This is a genomic window from Pseudomonas sp. WS 5011, assembly GCF_012985775.1.
Taxonomy (GTDB): domain Bacteria; phylum Pseudomonadota; class Gammaproteobacteria; order Pseudomonadales; family Pseudomonadaceae; genus Aquipseudomonas; species Aquipseudomonas peli.
This window is the reverse complement of record NZ_JAAQXA010000023.1, coordinates 1-17648: the sequence shown is the minus strand read 5'-3', so window position 1 is coordinate 17648 and position 17648 is coordinate 1. Positions and strand designations below refer to the sequence as shown.

Sequence of the window (17648 nt, the reverse complement as noted above, 5' to 3'; positions counted from 1 at the left end):
GTTTGGTCTATGACCTACGGTTGCAGTTCAATCCAAAAAAAGAAAGTTGGCCGGATGATTGCGGACGGATAGCCGCGTGGCTACCCGTCCTGGTTAAGCTTATTCTAGGACCTTTTGAGATGACTTCTGTAGTCGACTGAGAAGCCAGCAAGCGACAAGCACAGCGATCAGCAATGGCGGAAAACGCACCATCAGGATCACCAGCAGCAGTAGCGCCAGGTAGCCTGCCAGGATCCCGGCAAACATAAATACCGCGGCAACAGTCCGTAACAGCAGTTTCATTGGCACCTCCTTACAGGTAGCCCAGTTCTGCCAGTGACACGCAGCCTTCGTTCCCCACCACAACGTGATCGAGCGTTCTAACTCCGACCAGATTCAGCGCGTCCTGCAGTTTTGTGGTGAGATTGCGATCCGCCATGCTGGGCTCAGGGTCACCCGAAGGGTGGTTATGCACCAGGATCAGGGCGGCTGCGTTGTGCTCCAGGGCGAGCTTCACGACCTCCCTGGGGTAGACACTGGCGCCGTCCAGGGTGCCGCGAAACACTTCCTCAAATGCAATCACTCGGTGTCGGCTGTCGAGCATGAGCAGGGCAAATACTTCATGCTCATAGTTGGCCAGCAATGTTTGCAGGTGGCAGAACACGTCCTTGGGGGAAGTCAGTGCTCGGCCCTTGCGCAGGCGCAGACTGGCCAGTTGCTTGGCCATCAGCAGGATGTCGTTTTCCGTCACCGGCGACTCGACCAGGTAGGTGCCTGTCGTGTCACTGGCTTTCAGCTTGTGCAGGCGCATGGCGGCCTCCTTGGTTTTGGTCTGTGGGTGGGGTTTGACGTGCAGCCTGTGCATCGAGCTTTTCAGCCAGGCTGGGTTTGGTGGGGTTGAGTTGAGACATTGTTGCTACAGCAGTGGCTTCACCCTCGGGGTAGAACTCATCGACGATGGCGCCGACATCCTCCTCGCTGTCCTCGAACGCACCGTTGCCGAAGCCACGTCGTGCTGCCTCATCCAAAGCGGCTTGATCGAAGCCTGCAGCCTGACGCCGTGAGTCGAGTTCACTGGCGGTCACCAGTGCTTCAGCCATGTCCATGCCGCCGCGTACCGTCAGGTCGGTGTAGAAGATCGGCGTGCCATGACTCTGGCGTGTCGACTTGCCACGCAGACGTAGTTCCAGTGGCAGGCAGGCCAGGCGGTTGCCCGAGATTGCCTGGAAGTAATGCAGGCGAGCCGCCAGGGTGCGGATGCTGTTGAAGCCGGTGGTGCGAAACACGAAGCTACCCAGCGAGTCCTCATCGCCAATGACCACGTTCAGTCGGCCATAGGGCTTGCAGGCACCGCCTTTGGCCAGCGGACAGGCATCCGGTGAAGGGCAAGGCAACGACTGCATGCCGTCCTGGGTAACCCGCTTGCAGGTCTCGCCATTGCCGACGCAAACAGGTCGGCCCGATTGCCGGTCGAACAGCGTGTAGTCAGCCCGGAAATTCAGCTCCGGTTCGTTGAACAGCAGGCGTACCGGAATGCTGCGCAGCTTGTCGTCCTTGCCCTGACGTAGCTCGTCATTGAGCGGGTGCAGCAGCCAGCCGTCCTTACCCTGCACCTGGGATGTGATGGTGAATTGGTCATCCTTCTCCGGCAGCCGTTTGCCGTTCTTCTCGATGACCTTACCGATGGAAATCCGCCCGAGTACCGGTGGAGTGATAGCCAGACCTTTGAGCATGGTAATTCTCCTGGAAATGAAAAAAGGCCAGCCACGCAGTGCGAACTGCATGGACTGGCCAAGGGGAGGGAAGGGATGAATGAGGTTGGTTTCAGCCGACCAGGAAGCGCCGTGCACCTGGTTTCAGCAGTGGGTATTTGGTCTGCAGGTAGGGCTTGTCCTTGAGCAGTTGAGCGACATCGAGGCCGATGCTGTCCTTGGCTTTGCGCCAGCTGACATAGCCGCTGGAAAACTCCGCTCTGCTGGCATCGCCCATGGCCTGCTGCAGCATCTGCTTTAGCTCAGCCTCGCGTTTTTCCTTGTCGGCAATCGACTGACGAACTGCCCTCAGCTCGACGTAAGCCGCGCTGAGCCCGGCATGCTGGGTGAAGTCGACGACTTGGCCGTTGTCCTCCGGGTAGAGGCAGCGCAGTGCTGACTCTGCCGAAGCGGTGCCATCAGCCGGTGGCGGCGTATCAGTCTCCACGTAGTGCCAGAACTGGCGCTCCAGCTCGATCAGGCGAGCGATCATCTGCTCATCCCGCTCGATGCGGTGGATCTCCAGCGTCTGACCACCCAGCAGTACCGCCACATCCGCCGCCTGCTTGCCGGTGACGGCGAGCTGGTGCATCACCTGCAGCTGCACATACTCCGGCACGCCATCTTTCCAGAGGCGTGCCCCGTTTATGCCGGCTGTCTTACATTCGAGGATCTGCACATCGTCGGCCCCGATCACCTCGCGGTCGATGTTGGCCAGCATCCAGGGCAGCTCCGGATCCGCGTGCTGCAGCACGGCGTTGATGCGCCGTACCTTATTCCTAGTGCGCTTGCTGTAATGCCAGGCCACGATGGGTTCCAGCACATTGCCCCAGTACATCGGGCTTTCCTCATCCTGAGGATCAGCCTTGGGCATGCCAGCATCGCGCCCGGTCTTTTCCAGCCACAGCTCCAGCTGCGATTTATAGGGATTCAGCCCTACTGCCGCAGCAGCGTCCGAACTGCCGATGCCTTGCTTGCGGATCTGCAACCAGTCCTCGCGTGGCAGCTCCTTGGTGCTGACCAGACGCAGGGCCGGGCGGGTTTTGCTGGTGCTGCGATTCAATGAAGTAGCTTTCATCATGTTTCTCCTGCAGGCATAAAAAAGCCCAGCCAGCACAAGGCTGACCGGGCGTAGATGGTGGTAGGTGGATGGCTAGTTAGGGATATGCCTTTGACATATCCCGCTTGATTGGCACAATGGGCTATACGCAAGGCATATCCCCAGGAGGTTTCCATGGAACAAGGTGCAGTTTTTCAGAGCAACCGCAGTCAGGCGGTGCGTTTGCCCAAGGCGGTTGCGCTGCCTGAGGATGTGAAGCGGGTGGATGTAGTAGTAGTTGGTCGAGCCCGAATCATCACGCCGGCAGGCGAGGCCTGGGACGTCTGGTTCGATGGCGAAGGTGTGACCGCTGACTACATGGCGGATCGCGAGCAGCCTGCAGATCAAGAGCGGGATGCGTTCTGATGCTGAAGTACATGCTTGATACCAACATGTGCATTTTCACGATCAAGAATCGCCCTGAGCAGGTGCGGGAAGCCTTCAAGCGCCATTCAGGGCAGCTGAGCATTAGCACTGTCACCCTGATGGAGCTTATTTACGGCGCCGAGAAGTCCGCTAATCCCGAGCGTAATCTGGCGGACGTTGAAGGTTTCGCTGCGCGCTTGGAAGTACTGCCTTACGACGCTCAGGCAGCGGCTCATTCCGGGCAATTGCGAGCTGAGTTGGCTCGTATCGGCAAGCCTATTGGCCCGTATGATAAGATGATTGCAGGACACGCACGTGCCCAGGGACTGATTCTGGTCACGAATAATCTTCGTGAGTTCGAGCGAGTCCCAGGTTTGCGCGTCGAGGATTGGGTGAACGCCTGATTAAGGGCGATCATTTAATGCAGAGCAGCTGAACAACCCCTGATCACCCTTGTGGCGATCAGGGGTTGTGTTTATGCCGCATTAGCTTAAGCGGCGAGCTGCAGCGCTGCGTCCAAGGCGCGTTGCTTGATCTGCGCGCCCTGGCCGAACCAGGCAGAGTCCAATCGATACTCAATGCTGCGCGCCCGGCGTTCGTGATCGACGTACTCGGTCACGGCATTGAGCAGGCCCCAGGCAGTGCCGCGTGCTGAGTCCAGCTGGCTGCCCCGGCCACGGCCTTCGTACAGCTCCTGAACTTTGCGCAGAGCGCGCTCGTTCGGCAGCTGTTCAGGAAGCGGACCGGTCGGGCTGGTCTCACACATCACGTTCATGAAGAAGCCCAGTGCCTCATGCCACTGCACCTTGCGTTCAGCCAGATGGCGCATGCGGTACATGAAGTCGTCCCATTGCGAGACAGCAATGCCGAGCTGCTTCTTGACCAGATCGCCGTCGAAGCGGGTGCTGTGCGGCACCTTGATCGCACGGCTGATGCCGTCCAAGGCGATGGTCAGGGTGTTGTTGCAGACAACGCGAATGGTGGTGGGGGTTGCTGTGGTGGCCAGGGTGCCGTCGCAGGAAGTGGCCAGCAGCAAATAGCCATTTACCTGATCATTGCCCTTGAGTGCAGCGCCCTGTCCGGTACGCGCCAACGCCCAGAACTTGCGCCCGCCCTTGAGCACGCCAGCAGTTTCCAGCTCGTAACCGGAAACCTCGGTCAGGTCCCGGTAGAACTCCAGCACATCCTTGGGCTGCACGGTGTGGTAACGCTGCGAGACCACCGACAGCGGTGCCTTGGTGTCTGAGCGGTAGAGCACTTTCTGCTCCGGGAACGAATGGATCGCGCCCAGGTGGCCGATGGCGTCCGACTTGAAATGCACAGGGCTTTCCAGGATCTGCCAGTCCATACCGGCTTCGCGTTGCCAGACCTCGATGGGCTGTTTCTGCGGCAGGTTGTTGCCCAGGCCGTGCCACGGAGTAGCGCCAACGTAGGCCATTTGTTCGATTTGATGAGCCATGACGAATTTCCTTTAGGTGCAGGCCGGCATAAAGCGCCGCGCATGGCGCAGCACCGGCAATCATTGAGGGATAAGGAATAGGAGAGCGGTGGCCGGATCAGGTCGGCAGGTTGAAGCGATGACCGCAGAGCAGGCAGAGGTTGTGGGCCAGGACGTGACGGTCGAGTGACTCGCCGAGCTGAGCGCCGAGCGCACAACCACCCACGCTTCCGGCCAGGCCACCGAGAATGGCGCCGGATACTGAACCGAGTGTGATGCCGACAGGGCCGGCGATTAAGCCGAGTGCTGCACCGGCCTTGCCGCCTGCCAGAGCAGCACTGATGCCTCGTGCGAGACCACCGACAGCGCCGATGGCCGCGCCAGCTTTCATGGCGTGATGGAAAGAAGCGACTTTGGGGGAGTGGCAGCGAGGGCACTGCAATGACATGGGAAGATCCTCCTTGGTGCTGATGTCATTGCGGTAATGTGTGGCTGAGATTTTTTTGGATCGAATGGCTGCTTTGCAGCAGCGCTAACTGAGTGCGAACAGGCTGGAGTCGGCCAATAGCGGCCCTTTAGGGAAACTCTGAAGAAGACTTCCAGATTTTGGCAAAATACCCGGATTCCACCCGCTGAGTTTCCCCATGAAGCAGATGACCTTCGCTGACGCCGAGTACGCCGGTAAGCGCAAACAAACCCGCAAAGAGTTGTTCCTGATCGAGATGGATCGGGTGGTGCCGTGGAAGGGTTTGATTGCCTTGATCGAGCCGCATTATCCCAGGGTGAAGGCGGTCGTCCGGCCTATCCGCTGATGGCGATGCTGCGCGTGCACCTGATGCAAAACTGGTTCGGTTACAGCGATCCAGCGATGGAAGAGGCGCTGTACGAGACCACCATCCTGCGCCAGTTCGCGGGGCTGAGCTTGGAGCGTATTCCCGATGAAACCACCATCCTCAACTTCCGGCGTAGTAGCAAGACCGCACCACGCCGAAGGCTGAACAGACCACTTCCACCGACTCCCGCTCACTTAACTGGTCTATCAGCGCGTACGATTGAACTCGTCCGACATCAAGAGAGCGGTAGCCTTTTTTAGGATCGCTTTCTCCCGTTCCAGTCGGTCGATCCTGGCTTCCAGCTCCTGGATTTTCTGCTGTTCGGGCGTCAGTGCTTTGCTCTTCGGGGTAACGCCCACGCGCTCCTCTTGAAGCTGTTTTACCCATCGGCGCAGGGCCGACTCAACCACTCCCAGTGAACGAGCTGCTTCGATATGGCTGTAGCCCTGATCGAGCACCAGGCAGGCGGCCTCTCGTTTGAACTCGGGCGTAAAGGAACGACGTTGCTTGGTCATCAGACACCTCTCTATGGCGAGCATTCTCGCCCTAAATGGGTGTCCGGAATCAGTAGACCACTACACACCGCCGGCTGCTCTGATGACAGTAGGCTGTAGCGGCGATTGCATTTCCGTTAGCCTGCTGGCCAGCCAGGGGTAGAACACGCCCCTCCAGAAGTGGAGGGGCTAATCTAGATTCGGCCGTTGGCTTGGTGCAGGCGTTTGACGAAACTCTCAGCGTCGGTTTCGCCAACAGTACGGAGATCTTGCCATTCTTCGCCATTGGGAGCGAATAACTGCAGTGCCGGTGGGCCGAACAGCTGGTAGCGGTCGAGCAGGGCGCGTTGCTCGGCATCGCTACGAGTTATGTCGAAGCGCACCAGTCGGTAACCGGTCAGTTGCTCACGCACGGCGGGTGCTGCCAGCACTTCTCGTTCAATTACTTTGCAACTGATGCACCAGTCGGCGTACCAATCCAATAGCAGTGGTTGGTCGGCATTTTTTGCTGACAGCAGAGCGGCATCCAGAGCAGCTGGTGTATCCACGGTCTGCCAGCCGGCGTTAGCGCCGCTCGGAAGTACGGCTTTGGCGTCCAGCTGACCCAGCGGTCGCAGCGGATCGGATTGACCTTGCAAAGCGCCGAGCCAGGCGCTGACACCGTAGACCAGTAGTGCCACACCGAGTAGTTGGGCGAGCCTTTGCCGGCCGGACTTGAGGGTGAACTCCAAGGCACCGAGCCAAATCGCGCTGCCAACTGCCAAAAGGCCCCACAAGGCCAAAGTCACTGGAGCGGGTAGCACGCGTTCTAGCAGCCATACAGAGACAGCCAGCAGCATCACGCCGAAAGCTTTGCGCACACCGACCATCCAGGTGCCAGACTTGGGTAGCAATGCTCCGCCGCCGATGGCGAACAATACCAACGGCGCGCCCATGCCCAACCCGAGGGCAAACAGCTTAAGGCCGCCACCCAGTGCGTCGCCGGTGGTGCTTATGTAGAGCAGTGCGCCGACCAGAGGGGCAGTCACACAGGGCGAAACCAGCAGGCTCGACAGTACGCCGAGCGTGGCGGCGCCCAACATTGAACCCCCGCGGGCCTGGCCGGCTAGGAGATCTAGTCGTTCGGTGATAAAGCGCGGCATGCGCAACTCGAATACGCCGAACATGGCCAGAGCGAAAACAGTGAAGAACATCGCAAAGGGCACCAACAGCCACGGTGACTGCAGGCGCGCTTGTAGGTTGAGGCCAGCGCCGAACATGCCCATTAGCGCACCAAGCAGGGCGAAGCTGGCAGCCATGGGGAGTACGTAGGCAAGCGATAGGCGTAATCCACGCGTTCCGCCGAGTTGTCCGCGTAATACCACGCCAGACAGAATTGGCAGCATCGGTAGCACGCAGGGTGTGAAAGTCAGGCCCAAGCCCGCCAGGAAGAACAGCGCCAGACTACGCCAGTCAATGGCGACCCCTTGTTGCAGGGCTGCAATGAGGGGGGGGGCACCTACCTCGAAGCTGCGAATCTCTGGCGGATAGCACAGCCCCAGATCAGCGCAGCCCTGATAGCTCACCTGTAAGGTGAACGGTGTGTTCTGAGGGTTATTAACGGGTAGCAGCAAGTCGGTAACGCCGTAGAACACCTCGACATCGCCAAAAAATTCATCGGTTTTCGGTTCGGCCGCGGGCCATTGCGGGGTGCCAATTGACACTTGCGGGTGGTCGCTGGTGAATGCGAAGCGATGTTTATAGAGGTAATAACCCTCGGCATTTATGAAGCGCAGGCGGACGCTGTCCTTACCGGTTTCCAACAGGTCGAGGCGGAAGGCTTTGTCTACCGGAAGGAAATCCTGGCTGTTGTTCAGCGGAGTGCCGAACAGAGCCGACTGAGGACGCGAAGAATCAAATATCTCGGCGTTGGCTGGCAAGGCAAGCAGTAGCAGCAGCAGATACGGCAGGAGGCGGGACATGACCATCTCGCGGGCTAATAACGAAAAGGAGGTCTATTTCAGCTTGTTAACGGAGCCGGGATTTTTGAAGTGCGGGCTGGGGGGATGGCCTCCGCTGCGATTCAGTGCATCGCAGGATGCCAGCCAGTACCAGCCCGCCCGGCGAGTCGCTATTAATGCGCGGCTTGTTCCAGCGGATAATTGGCAATGACCTTTTCTCGGCCAGTGCGGGTTATTCCGATCACCTGGTACGGGTGTTTGACGTCGCCATACTCCATGCCTGGTGAGCCAGCCGGCATGCCTGGCACGGCGATGCCCAGCAGGTCAGGGCGCTTGCGAAGCTCCAGGATCTGCGCCACGGGCACGTGACCTTCAACGAACTTTCCATCGATCACGCCTGTATGGCAGGAAGCCAGACGCGGTTTCACGCCGAGGTCTTGCTTGACTGTGTTCATGTTGCGTTCGACGTGGTCGCGGACTTCGAAGCCGTTGTTCTCCAGGTAGGTAATCCAGTCCTTGCAGCATCCACAGTTGGCGTCGCGGTGCACATCAATGATCAGGGGTTGCGCGGCCTGGGCGGCGCCACTTAGCAGCAGAGCGGCGAGCGCCGCGGTAGTCAGTCTTCTGGACATAAAAAACCTGTTTTCAATGGTTTGCTCATTTGCAACAGCAGCCGCTGCTGCCACTGCATCCGGTTTTCTTCGCAGTGCTCGATGAGGCCGCCGGACTGCTCAGTTGAGCGGGGTATCCAGCATCACCCAGAGCGGCGACAAGCACATCGCTGTCGCACTCTCCGCTGACCCGCACACGGGCCGCTTGCAGGTCGACATCAACCTCGGTGACGCCTTCAACTGCGTTGAGCGCCTCGGTGACATGCAGGACGCATGAGCCGCAGCTCATGCCTTTGACGTTCAATTCAACGGTGCTCATGGCATCTCCTTGCGAGGTTGCTGTTGGGGTTGAGGCAATTCTCAACCTTGCCAAGGTGGCAAGGTCAAGAACCTCAATCGATTGATACTTTGCGCAGTCTCAAGGCGTTGAACACCACCGAAGCGGAACTCATGCTCATCGCCAGCGCTGCGATTATTGGTGACAGCAGGAGGCCAGTCAGCGGGTAGAGCAGGCCGGCTGCCAGAGGGACCCCCAGGGCGTTGTAAAGAAAGGCGAAGGTCAGGTTCTGGTGCATGTTGCGCACGGTGGCCACCGACAGGCTGCGCGCGCGCAGGATGCCGAGCAGGTCGCCCTTGACCAGCGTGACCTGGGCGCTGTTCATCGCCACGTCGGTGCCGGTGCCCATAGCAATGCCGATATCGGCGCGCGCCAGGGCCGGGGCGTCGTTGATGCCGTCGCCGGCCATGGCCACGCGGTGTCCTTGCTGTTGTAGCGAGGCGGTCAGGCGTTCCTTATCCTGCGGCTTGACCTCGCCGTGCACCTCCTCGATACCCAGTTCGCGGGCTACTGCTCGAGCAGTCGTCAGGCCATCGCCGGTGGCCATGATCACCCGTATGCCGTCTGCCTGCAGGCGCTGGATCGCCAGTTTTGAGGTCGGCTTGATCGGGTCGGCAACCGCCAGCAGACCGGCCAGCACGTTGTCCACCGCCAGGAACATGATGCTCACGCCTTCGCCGCGCAGTTGTTCGGCATGCGCCTTGAGTGGGCTGGCATCCACGCCGGCATCATTCATCAGCGCGGTGTTGCCCAACTGCAAGTCGCGGCCGTCAACCTTGCCACGCACGCCGATGCCGGAGGCCGATTCGAAGGTTTCAGGCGTGCTCAGCGCCAGGCCCTGGGCACGGGCATGATCGACGATGGCGTGGGCCAGGGGATGTTCGCTGCCCTGATCCAGGCTGGCGGCCAGTCGCAGTACCTCGTCCCGCGTGAAGCCGGGCGCCGCCTCGACGCTGTGGAAAGCAGGGCGGCCCTCAGTGAGCGTGCCGGTCTTATCGACGATCAGCGTGTCGATCTTGCGCAGGTTTTCTATCGCGGCAGCATCGCGGAACAGCACGCCGCTGCCGGCCGCCTTGCCGGTGGCGACCATCACCGACATCGGCGTGGCCAGGCCCAGGGCGCAGGGGCAGGCAATGATCAGTACCGCGACTGCGTTGATCAGACCGAACACCCAGCTCGGCTCCGGACCCCACAGGCCCCATACCACGAAGGTCAGGATAGCAATGGCGATGACCGCCAGCACGAAACGCCCGGCAATGACGTCGGCCAGCCGCTGCATTGGCGCCTTGGAGCGCTGCGCCTGGGCCACCATCTGGACGATCTGCGCAAGCATGGTCGAGCTGCCGACCTTTTGTGCCTGCATCACCAGGCTGCCGTGGCTGTTGAGGGTAGCGCCGATTAGGCTGTCACCGGCGCGTTTCATGATCGGCACCGGCTCGCCGGTCAACATCGACTCGTCCACCGCGCTTTCGCCTTCCACCACCAAGCCATCAACCGGCACTTTTTCGCCTGGGCGCACCCGAAGCTTGTCGCCGCTGTGCACATGGGTGAGGGGAATGTCCTCTTCGCTGCCATCGGCATTGATCCGTCGCGCGGTCTTGGGCGCCAGGCCGAGCAGCGACCTGATCGCCGCCGAGGTCTGCGAGCGCGCCTTGAGTTCCAGGATTTGGCCGAGCAGGGTCAGCGAGATGATCACCGCTGCCGCCTCGAAGTACACGCCGATGCGTTCACCCTGCATGAAGTGGTCGGGGAATACGCCGGGCGCCAGGGTGGCGATCAGGCTGTACAGGTAGGCGGCGGAGGTTCCGAGGCCGATCAGCGTCCACATGTTCGGGCTACGGTTGATGAACGATTGCACGCAGCGCACGTAGAAGGGCCAGCCAGCCCAGAGCGCCACAGGGGTGGCCAGTGCCAGTTCGACCCAGTTCTGCGTGGCGCCGTGGAACGGACTGAGGGCATGCCCGCCCATGGCCAGCACGGTGACAATCACGGTGAACGGCAACGTCCACCAGAAGCGTCGAGAAAAGTCCCTGAGCTCCGGGTTGTCCTCTTCTTCCAGTTCGGGCATGACCGGCTCCAGGGCCATGCCGCATTTGGGGCACGTGCCTGGGCCGATCTGCAGTATTTCGGGGTGCATCGGGCAGGTGTATTCGGCGCCGTGATCGACGGTCGGCGTCTCGCCATGAGCATGCCCGGCATCCAGATATCTGCTTGGCTCGGCAGTGAATTTTTCCAGACAGCGCTGGCTGCAGAAAAGCAGTTGTTGGCCGGCGTGGCTGGTCTGATGCGGGCTGTCGGCTTTGACCGTCATGCCACAAACAGGGTCACGATCCGATGGGGTCTGAAGTGTGGGGTGTGGCTGATTGGCCTGAGACATTACCGCTCCTGTTAAACCCTGCGCGCACTCGGAGATATTTTATATAGAGTACCCGCGAACGGCTGACATTGGCCTGACCCAAGCATTACATTTCTGTAAGCCTGTGGCATCGGGGGGACGCGGACCTCGCGATGATCTCCTGCCGCGAACCTGAAGCCGGTGTGGATTTCCACCACCTGTTCCGGTCGCGGCTGGTTGCGCTGGTGGCAAACGATCATCCGCTTGCCCAGAAGAGCTACCTGGAGGCGCAAGACTTCAATGACGAAACGTTGATCACTTACCCCGTCGAAGAGGACATGCTGGATATCGTCCAGTTGCTGCTCAAGCCGGCGGGCATCACACCCGCTCGACGAACAACCGAACTTACGGTCGCCATCCTCATGCTTGTTGCCACGCGGCGAGGTATCGCCGTGCTGCCGAGATGGGCCGTGCAGCACTATCTCCAGCGGCAATACGTGACGGCAAAGCCGATCACACGCGATGGCTTGTTTGCCGACATCTGGGCGGCCACGCTCGAATCGGAAAGCTCCAAGCCTTACATCGTCGAATTCATCGAGCTGATAAAGGAGACCAGTGCGGTGACCCTCACGGATATCGAGTTAACGACAGAGGTGCAGCGGATGGCAAAGCCAACTGCCTGACCGGCTGCTTTTGGCCGACTCTGTTGAAAAAGTTGGTTTCTGATGGGACTGCTTTTCGGCAGCTCAAAAATCGCTCGATTTCGGCGTAGCTAAGTAAAAACCAACACAGCTACGTCTTCCGAGCGAACCAGATTTCAACGTCGCTAACGCTCTTTTATGGGCAAAAATCACAACAGGACTTTTTCAACAGAATCGGCCAAAAGCCGCCATCCGAAATCTACAAAAGTAGGGGCGATTCACTTTGCGAAATGTTTTCTACAACCTTTGACGCTTACGCTGCTGTTTCACCTTGTACATCTCGCGGTCTGCCAGCATGACGGCCTCGTCCGCAGTCATGCTGCCGGGCATCACCGCCACTACACCCACACTTGCTCCGGCATAGTCGATATCGCCAAGATCTTGCCCCAACCCATATCGTCCTATCGTCGCTTTAGTAAGGCGATCCTGCATTAGCTCGGCGGCATATTGCATATCGCTTGCCAGGTCCAGATGTTCGGATGGCGTGCTCACGGCGATTACGATGAACTCGTCACCACCAACACGCCCGACGGTATCGCTGGTTCTGAGGCCATGCTGCAGTTGGATGGCTACGCCACGTAGAAATTGGTCTCCTGCCTGATGGCCGTAGGTATCGTTGATGAGCTTGAAGCCATCCAGATCGACGACACCGACTAGCACGTACGTGTTCTCTCGCTGGGCCAGGGCGAACAAGCGAGCGACATCGTTGAGGATGGCGCGCCGGTTGGACAGACCGGTCAGGGGATCTGTCAGCGCCATTGTGGCCAACTCGGCGTTAGCGACCTGAAGCCGCTCAACCAGCAATTCACGTTCAAGGGAGTAGCTCAGCAACCCTGAGAGCAGCATCAGCAATGGCTCCACGTCAGGAGCGCGGGCCACCTGACCCGAGCTGGCGGCACAGACTGTACCCAGCACTCGGCCATCCAAGGATCTGATTGGCGCGCTTACATAGGTCCTGATGCCCAGAGCGGCTGCGGCCTCTGAATCACCCCAGCATTCGGTGACGTTGTCCGAGTACATGCGGTTCTCGTCCAGCGCCCGCTTGCACAGCGTATCTGCCCAGGGCACGACCAGCCCTTCAGGAATCACCATTTCACCGACGTTGCGGGCGAACTCGATACGCTGGACGCCTGCCTCGGTATCAATGGTTGTCAGGTAGGTCGATTCCATACCAGTAACCTTGCTGAGCAGAGTCAGCAAGGGCCGCGTGAGCTGCTCCAGAGTTCGGGCTTTGGGGATGGTTTCGGACAGAATAGAAAGTATTTGATCCATTTTGGCGCGCCGGCAGCGAAGGGGCAGATCGATTGTCTACCAATCAGCAGGGTAGTAAACAGTACGGACTTTCACCAAGCGACACTGTCGGCCAGAAGCGGTCGATCACATCCGAGCAGGGAAAAGCGGCTATTAAGAATACTCAGCCGCCCATCTCAACGAAATGCCCAAGTGATTTTGAACAGACTGAAGCGATTAATTGCCCACCTCAACAACCTTAGCGTCGGGTGCGTGGTTTTTCACCGACTCGATACCCTTGTCGCGTGAGGCTTCGGAGGCATATGACTGGCTCGTCCCGACTACTTGGTGATTACCCGCCTTAAGGTTGAACATAAACTTGTCAGCCCCGCTGGCCTTACGCTCGTAGCGTGCATCATCAGGCGCATTTTTTTTGACTGACTCGACTCCATTTAGACATCCAGACTTATCCTTGTAGCCCTCGCTGGCCAGAATTGCTTGGCCATTGTTGGCTTTGAGCCGAAAACGAAATTCACCCGCTTTGTCGTTGTATATTTCAAACGTCCCAGACATATAGCTATTCCTTATTTTTGGCTTTCATGAGATCCATCGATATCGCTGCGGTCCAAAAAATGACTGTTTGCCCATTAGAAATATGGTTTCTGTGTGATGCTAGCCAGGCAAAATCGATGCTCCAGCTTCAGTAGAACTGCATGACAAATGCACCATAACCCAAGAGCTAAACCAGATTTTTGAACAGTCAAAGTATAGACACAGATCTCAACACGGCTCGATTTCTTCGTCGAGTGAAGAGCCCAGCTTTTGCAGAGATATCCGAGCGGCTGCTTTTGGCCGGTTTCTGCCTGTTGCTACCGGCTGCTTTGTTGCTGGCTGTGGATGGTCATTTTTCTCTCGTGCAGAACTCTGCCCAGTCCGCCATCAGTGTCCGGCTCAGTTAACAAATAAAAGTTTGGCCTATCTATATTTGAAAGGCCGTGTGGGCTTCAAGCTAATCCGGGGTAGAACCCACCCCTGGGCAATAGGGGCAAAGAGGTTTTCTATGCAAAACATCTTCTCTGAGGCAGCAGTCAGCATTTCTGAGCTGAAGAAAACCCCATCCCGCATCTTGGCTGAAGCCGCATGTGCCCCTGTAGCCTTGCTCGACCAGGATCGTGTTATGGCATATCTGGTGCCAGCAGAGCTGTACGAACAAATACTGGAGCGCCTGGACGATTTCGAGCTGTCTGCATTGGCGAAGGCTCGGGCAGCTGAAAAATCCATCCGGGTGTCCTTGGATGACCTTTAAGCAGCAGATGCTCGGGCTTGGATTCGGCCATCCAGTGTTTTGCCCATCGGCGTCTTGATAGGCAGCACAGTTTTTTCTCTGCTACGATATTCAAAGGTAATACCCTTAGATAACGGAGGGCTGACCATGGCCACTTCCATCAAAATTGACGACGATCTGAAAGGTCGCATTCAGCATTTGGCTGGTTTGCGGCAGCGCTCATCTCACTGGATCATGCGTGAGGCGATCACCCAGTACGTCGAACGTGAGGAGGCCCGTGAGAGCTTCAAACAAGAAGCGCTGGCATCTTGGGCTGCATACCAGGAAACCGGCCAGCATTTGACCGGCCAGGAGGCTCGCACCTGGCTTGGTAGCTGGGGTACAGATGCTGAGGCAGAGTTACCCAAGTGCCACGATTGATTGTCACTGAAGGCGCGGCGAAGGGCTTGGAGCGTTGCCGGCGATTCCTCTCTGATAAAGATCCGCAGGTCGCACGCCGTGCTGCACAGGCAATCGAGCGACAATTCGCTCGATTGGAGGAAAGTCCGGAAGTAGGGCGTCCATTTCCTGATCTGCCGGAGCTGCGTGAGCTCATCATCGAGTTTGGTGACTCAGGTTACGTCGCGCTGTACCGCTATGAGCGCGCCGATGACACCGCCTATGTCTTGGCCTTTCGCCATCAAAAAGAAGCTGGCTACTGAGGCTGGACAGCAGCTACCGGGCTCTCGGCAAGAATCGACTCTAACCTCTCGCCCAACAAGCGCCAGGCTTCGGTTTTTTCCTTGGCGTAATCGTGGTGCAGGTAATGTCGACGTACCTTCGAGCCGCCCAGCAGATGGTTCTGGCAGCGGTCGATTATTTCCAGTGTTACACCCAGCTCCTGCATCATCGTCGCGCCCGTGCGGCGCAGGTCATGCGGGGTCCATTCACCCTTGGTTCCCTTGCTCAGTACCAGTGAGTCGTCATGATGCCGGCCGGCTAGTGGCTTGCTGCGGTTCTTGAACCGACACTGGCGGTCTCCGATGAGCTTGCTGACAGTCTTGGTATCAACGTGGCTTTTACCATCCTTGCTGGGGAAGCAGAACGGCGTATCACCGGTTTCTTTTTGAAGGCGTTTGAACTGCGCAATGGAAAACGCTGACAGGAACACGTGGTGATCTTGGCGCTTTCCTTTATGGCCCTTTGTGGCCTCGGCCGGGATGAACCAGGTGCCTTTCTTCAGGTCCAGGTTGCGCCACTCGGCCTTAAGCAGCTCGCCGATACGACAGAGGGTGCTCAGGCAGATCCACAGAGCACACTGTACTCGCGTGTTGACCGGGCGAATGCCTGAATACTTCTGTCCAGCAGGAAGCTCTTCGTAGTCTTTCTCCAGGCGTTCGAGGATGTCACGCAGTTCTCGAATCTCGTCAGGGGAGAGCAGTCGATCCCGCTGTTCTTCGTAGTCATGGTCGAGCAGCTTGTTGACGTCTATCAGGTCGGCCGGATTGCCGTCAGCCATTAGGCCGCGCCATGGTTTGCGCTTCTCGGCCCAGCGAAGCATCTGACCGATATCTTTGCTGCGGATGACAACAGTGCGGTTCAGGCCACGAGATTTCACCGATCGCAGGACGGTGAGCAGATCCTTCTCGCCCAGGTTGCGCAGCGGCTTCTTGCCAATCAGCGGCAGTACGTCCTTCTTGAAGCTGCGGATCAGCTCGGCGTTACCGTCCTGACGGGAGACGCCGTCACGTATCCACTCATCAAAGAGGTTGGAGACTGTCTTGTTTTCTGCGGCTTCACGCTCTGCTTCAGCAATAGTGGTGGCGATTGCCGCTTGCGCCTCGATCCGTGCAGCTTTGGCGGCAAGGGTAGGGTGCAGGCCTTTGGTGACGAGTACCCGGGCCTCGTCGCGCTCAGACCGAATTTGCGCCAAGCTTTTCTTCGGCCAGCTACCCAAGCGCTTCCTGGTTCGCGCTCCATCCAGCTTGAATTCATAGCTGAACTGAACTGTGATTCCGCGAACCCCGGCGCGCACCTCGGCAACCAATCCTCCATCCTCACGGAAGATCTTGCCGTCATCTTGGGCTGTCAGTGCCTCTAATTGCTTAATCGTTACCTTGGACACTCTCTACCCCTAGTACAATTCCTCGCGCCCGAATTTTGTGCCACTTTTGTGCCACCGAATTGCATAGCTGGTGGTGTACGGTATTGGACGCTGTTGGATGCAAGATTAGCCTGTAAGCCCCGTATTTACTAGGCTTAAGCCTGTCTAGTAGTGTCCGATAGGATCTATGGGAATCCACTAAATAAGCGCATGGGGTGCTAGGGGTCGAGTGTTCGAATCACTCCGTCCCGACCAAAAAACCCTAGAAAATCCAGCCACTTAACGGTGACTGGATTTTTTTATGCCTGTAGGTTTTTGATGCTAGTGCTATTTTTATCTTTCTGGTTGCCAATTGGTTGCCAATTGAGATTGGCTAGGCTGTGAGGGCTTCCGGCAACCTGACGTGCTTGGCGCTACTGGAGCGGGGGACGCCATCCGAGCATTGGTTTGGCTTGGCGAGGCAAGCGCGGGGGATGCAGTTTCCAAACTTCATGAGCTGCTACCCGAGAGCGAATGGGGTGCTCTTGTGTCAGCTCACCGCTCGTTACCTATCTGGATGGCGAATGCAATCTGCGCTCAGTCGAGTTGCACCTGCACCCACCCTGTCAAGTTGGGCTAGCGGTTAGCTGTAGCCTACTTACCGCCAGACCGGCATTATCTGGGATGGGGCAATTCGATGTGAAAGCCCGTGAGGCTAGCCGCTGAGGTGCACCAGATGCGGCCTTTGTGAGCCTCAATGATGGATCGGGTGATTGCAAGCCCGAGCCCGGCGTTGCTCGGGCTGCCCTCCCGCCGAGCGGGGTCAACCCGGTAAAAGCGGTCGAAGAGCTTCTCTAGATGCTCTGAGCTGATTGTGTCCCCTGGGTTCTCGATACTGAAGGTAGTGGAGTCCTCTGTCTCGCGGATCAGAACCGAAATTGTCTGTCCCGCCGGCGTGTAGCGCAGCGCATTGGACAGCAAGTTGGATAGCGCGCGATCAAGCATCAGCCGATCTCCCAGCACTTGGCCTTTGCCTGTGAGCGATAGCTCAATGCCGCGCTCTTCGGCCAGAAGGTGGTAGTAGTCAAACAGCTTGAAGACTACGTCAGCCAGTTCGATCCTGGCCTGCTCGGGGATGATCAGGCCATTATCAGCCTTGGCCAAGAACAGCATGTCATCAATCATCC

General features: G+C 58.3%; 20 protein-coding genes and 2 pseudogenes. 7 read left to right on the top strand and 15 right to left on the bottom strand.

Features of this window, described 5'->3' with window-relative positions; translation table 11 throughout:
* Nucleotides 1-99: 99 nt before the first annotated feature.
* The 4 genes from HBN63_RS18815 to HBN63_RS18800 form a co-directional block, all read right to left on the bottom strand.
* The gene (locus HBN63_RS18815; RefSeq protein WP_170050464.1) at nt 100-282 is read right to left on the bottom strand and encodes a hypothetical protein; all 183 of its coding nucleotides are present in this window, start codon (nt 280-282) and stop codon (nt 100-102) included.
* Between the two features lie 10 nt (nt 283-292).
* Entirely contained in the window at nt 293-790 is a 498-nt protein-coding gene (gene radC, locus HBN63_RS18810) for a DNA repair protein RadC (protein WP_126525539.1), read from the bottom strand.
* Nucleotides 762-1712 (bottom strand): hydrolase or metal-binding protein, encoded by a 951-nt coding sequence (locus HBN63_RS18805; protein WP_170050463.1) that lies wholly within the window; start codon nt 1710-1712, stop codon nt 762-764. Before HBN63_RS18805 ends, radC begins: the two co-directional genes overlap by 29 nt.
* A 91-nt stretch (nt 1713-1803) precedes the next feature.
* Entirely contained in the window at nt 1804-2808 is a 1005-nt protein-coding gene (locus tag HBN63_RS18800; protein WP_170050462.1) for a lambda-exonuclease family protein, read from the bottom strand.
* A 156-nt stretch (nt 2809-2964) separates the two neighbouring features.
* Between HBN63_RS18800 and HBN63_RS18795 the strand changes: the two genes are divergently transcribed.
* Nucleotides 2965-3195: an AbrB/MazE/SpoVT family DNA-binding domain-containing protein gene (locus HBN63_RS18795; RefSeq protein WP_003285520.1), complete on the top strand. Its 231-nt coding sequence runs from the start codon at nt 2965-2967 to the stop codon at nt 3193-3195.
* Nucleotides 3195-3599 carry a tRNA(fMet)-specific endonuclease VapC gene (vapC, locus tag HBN63_RS18790; protein WP_170050461.1) on the top strand — a complete coding sequence of 135 codons (405 nt, stop codon included), beginning with the start codon at nt 3195-3197 and terminating at the stop codon, nt 3597-3599. Before HBN63_RS18795 ends, vapC begins: the two co-directional genes overlap by 1 nt.
* 86 nt (nt 3600-3685) lie before the next feature.
* Here vapC and HBN63_RS18785 read toward each other — a convergent pair whose 3' ends face one another.
* Together HBN63_RS18785 and HBN63_RS18780 are read right to left on the bottom strand one after the other, a co-directional pair.
* Complete coding sequence (locus tag HBN63_RS18785) at nt 3686-4654, bottom strand: DUF932 domain-containing protein (RefSeq protein ID WP_017940254.1); 969 nt, start codon at nt 4652-4654, stop codon at nt 3686-3688.
* Nucleotides 4655-4751: 97 nt separating this feature from the next.
* Nucleotides 4752-5081, bottom strand: a complete 330-nt coding sequence (locus HBN63_RS18780) for a hypothetical protein (RefSeq protein ID WP_037005353.1) — start codon at nt 5079-5081, stop codon at nt 4752-4754.
* Nucleotides 5082-5277: 196 nt separating this feature from the next.
* Between HBN63_RS18780 and HBN63_RS18775 the strand changes: the two are divergent.
* Nucleotides 5278-5600: pseudogene (locus HBN63_RS18775) on the top strand (transposase); the annotation flags it as partial.
* Here HBN63_RS18775 and HBN63_RS18770 read toward each other — a convergent pair.
* The 5 genes and pseudogenes from HBN63_RS18770 to HBN63_RS18750 form a co-directional block, all read right to left on the bottom strand.
* Nucleotides 5599-5981: pseudogene (locus HBN63_RS18770) on the bottom strand (transposase); the annotation flags it as partial. The pseudogenes HBN63_RS18775 and HBN63_RS18770 overlap by 2 nt on opposite strands.
* Before the next feature lie 173 nt (nt 5982-6154).
* The gene (locus HBN63_RS18765; RefSeq protein WP_170050460.1) at nt 6155-7921 is read right to left on the bottom strand and encodes a protein-disulfide reductase DsbD; all 1767 of its coding nucleotides are present in this window, start codon (nt 7919-7921) and stop codon (nt 6155-6157) included.
* Nucleotides 7922-8073: 152 nt separating this feature from the next.
* Nucleotides 8074-8532 (bottom strand): DUF411 domain-containing protein, encoded by a 459-nt coding sequence (locus tag HBN63_RS18760; RefSeq protein ID WP_096827186.1) that lies wholly within the window; start codon nt 8530-8532, stop codon nt 8074-8076.
* Nucleotides 8533-8557: 25 nt separating this feature from the next.
* A complete protein-coding gene (locus tag HBN63_RS18755) occupies nt 8558-8830 on the bottom strand; it encodes a heavy metal-associated domain-containing protein (RefSeq protein ID WP_083729378.1) in 273 nt (90 codons plus the stop codon).
* 73 nt (nt 8831-8903) lie between these two features.
* Complete coding sequence (locus HBN63_RS18750) at nt 8904-11225, bottom strand: heavy metal translocating P-type ATPase (RefSeq protein WP_170050459.1); 2322 nt, start codon at nt 11223-11225, stop codon at nt 8904-8906.
* An 89-nt stretch (nt 11226-11314) separates the two neighbouring features.
* Here HBN63_RS18750 and HBN63_RS18745 point away from each other — a divergent pair, with 89 nt between their 5' ends.
* The gene (locus HBN63_RS18745; protein ID WP_339733536.1) at nt 11315-11866 is read left to right on the top strand and encodes a LysR substrate-binding domain-containing protein; all 552 of its coding nucleotides are present in this window, start codon (nt 11315-11317) and stop codon (nt 11864-11866) included.
* A gap of 255 nt (nt 11867-12121) precedes the next feature.
* Here HBN63_RS18745 and HBN63_RS18740 read toward each other — a convergent pair whose 3' ends face one another.
* A complete protein-coding gene (locus tag HBN63_RS18740; RefSeq protein ID WP_170050457.1) occupies nt 12122-13156 on the bottom strand; it encodes a GGDEF domain-containing protein in 1035 nt (344 codons plus the stop codon).
* A gap of 195 nt (nt 13157-13351) precedes the next feature.
* Nucleotides 13352-13687, bottom strand: coding sequence for a YegP family protein (locus HBN63_RS18735; RefSeq protein WP_003118434.1), 336 nt, complete (start codon nt 13685-13687; stop codon nt 13352-13354).
* A 487-nt stretch (nt 13688-14174) separates the two neighbouring features.
* Between HBN63_RS18735 and HBN63_RS18730 the strand changes: the two genes are divergently transcribed.
* From HBN63_RS18730 to HBN63_RS18720, 3 genes are all read left to right on the top strand, one after another.
* Nucleotides 14175-14420, top strand: a complete 246-nt coding sequence (locus HBN63_RS18730) for a type II toxin-antitoxin system Phd/YefM family antitoxin (RefSeq protein ID WP_034021179.1) — start codon at nt 14175-14177, stop codon at nt 14418-14420.
* Between the two features lie 126 nt (nt 14421-14546).
* Nucleotides 14547-14819 carry a CopG family ribbon-helix-helix protein gene (locus HBN63_RS18725; protein ID WP_017940300.1) on the top strand — a complete coding sequence of 91 codons (273 nt, stop codon included), beginning with the start codon at nt 14547-14549 and terminating at the stop codon, nt 14817-14819.
* Complete coding sequence (locus tag HBN63_RS18720; protein ID WP_010953434.1) at nt 14807-15100, top strand: type II toxin-antitoxin system RelE/ParE family toxin; 294 nt, start codon at nt 14807-14809, stop codon at nt 15098-15100. Before HBN63_RS18725 ends, HBN63_RS18720 begins: the two co-directional genes overlap by 13 nt.
* On the opposite strand, the gene HBN63_RS18715 is transcribed toward HBN63_RS18720, so the two are convergent.
* Nucleotides 15094-16503, bottom strand: a complete 1410-nt coding sequence (locus HBN63_RS18715; RefSeq protein WP_170050456.1) for a site-specific integrase — start codon at nt 16501-16503, stop codon at nt 15094-15096. The two genes, HBN63_RS18720 and HBN63_RS18715, sit on opposite strands and share 7 nt — an antisense overlap.
* 633 nt (nt 16504-17136) lie before the next feature.
* Nucleotides 17137-17648 (bottom strand): ATP-binding protein (locus HBN63_RS18710; RefSeq protein WP_170050455.1); only part of this gene is annotated, 512 nt, incomplete at its 5' end.

Coding starts and splice junctions, on each gene's coding strand:
- HBN63_RS18765 (WP_170050460.1), bottom strand. CDS start 7,921: ATGTCCCGCCTCCTGCCGTATCTGCTGCTGCTACTGCTTGCCTTGCCA.
- HBN63_RS18800 (WP_170050462.1), bottom strand. CDS start 2,808: ATGAAAGCTACTTCATTGAATCGCAGCACCAGCAAAACCCGCCCGGCC.
- HBN63_RS18755 (WP_083729378.1), bottom strand. CDS start 8,830: ATGAGCACCGTTGAATTGAACGTCAAAGGCATGAGCTGCGGCTCATGC.
- HBN63_RS18815 (WP_170050464.1), bottom strand. CDS start 282: ATGAAACTGCTGTTACGGACTGTTGCCGCGGTATTTATGTTTGCCGGG.
- HBN63_RS18805 (WP_170050463.1), bottom strand. CDS start 1,712: ATGCTCAAAGGTCTGGCTATCACTCCACCGGTACTCGGGCGGATTTCC.
- HBN63_RS18795 (WP_003285520.1), top strand. CDS start 2,965: ATGGAACAAGGTGCAGTTTTTCAGAGCAACCGCAGTCAGGCGGTGCGT.
- HBN63_RS18725 (WP_017940300.1), top strand. CDS start 14,547: ATGGCCACTTCCATCAAAATTGACGACGATCTGAAAGGTCGCATTCAG.
- radC (WP_126525539.1), bottom strand. CDS start 790: ATGCGCCTGCACAAGCTGAAAGCCAGTGACACGACAGGCACCTACCTG.
- HBN63_RS18730 (WP_034021179.1), top strand. CDS start 14,175: ATGCAAAACATCTTCTCTGAGGCAGCAGTCAGCATTTCTGAGCTGAAG.
- HBN63_RS18785 (WP_017940254.1), bottom strand. CDS start 4,654: ATGGCTCATCAAATCGAACAAATGGCCTACGTTGGCGCTACTCCGTGG.
- HBN63_RS18780 (WP_037005353.1), bottom strand. CDS start 5,081: ATGTCATTGCAGTGCCCTCGCTGCCACTCCCCCAAAGTCGCTTCTTTC.
- HBN63_RS18760 (WP_096827186.1), bottom strand. CDS start 8,532: ATGTCCAGAAGACTGACTACCGCGGCGCTCGCCGCTCTGCTGCTAAGT.
- HBN63_RS18740 (WP_170050457.1), bottom strand. CDS start 13,156: ATGGATCAAATACTTTCTATTCTGTCCGAAACCATCCCCAAAGCCCGA.
- vapC (WP_170050461.1), top strand. CDS start 3,195: ATGCTGAAGTACATGCTTGATACCAACATGTGCATTTTCACGATCAAG.
- HBN63_RS18750 (WP_170050459.1), bottom strand. CDS start 11,225: ATGTCTCAGGCCAATCAGCCACACCCCACACTTCAGACCCCATCGGAT.
- HBN63_RS18735 (WP_003118434.1), bottom strand. CDS start 13,687: ATGTCTGGGACGTTTGAAATATACAACGACAAAGCGGGTGAATTTCGT.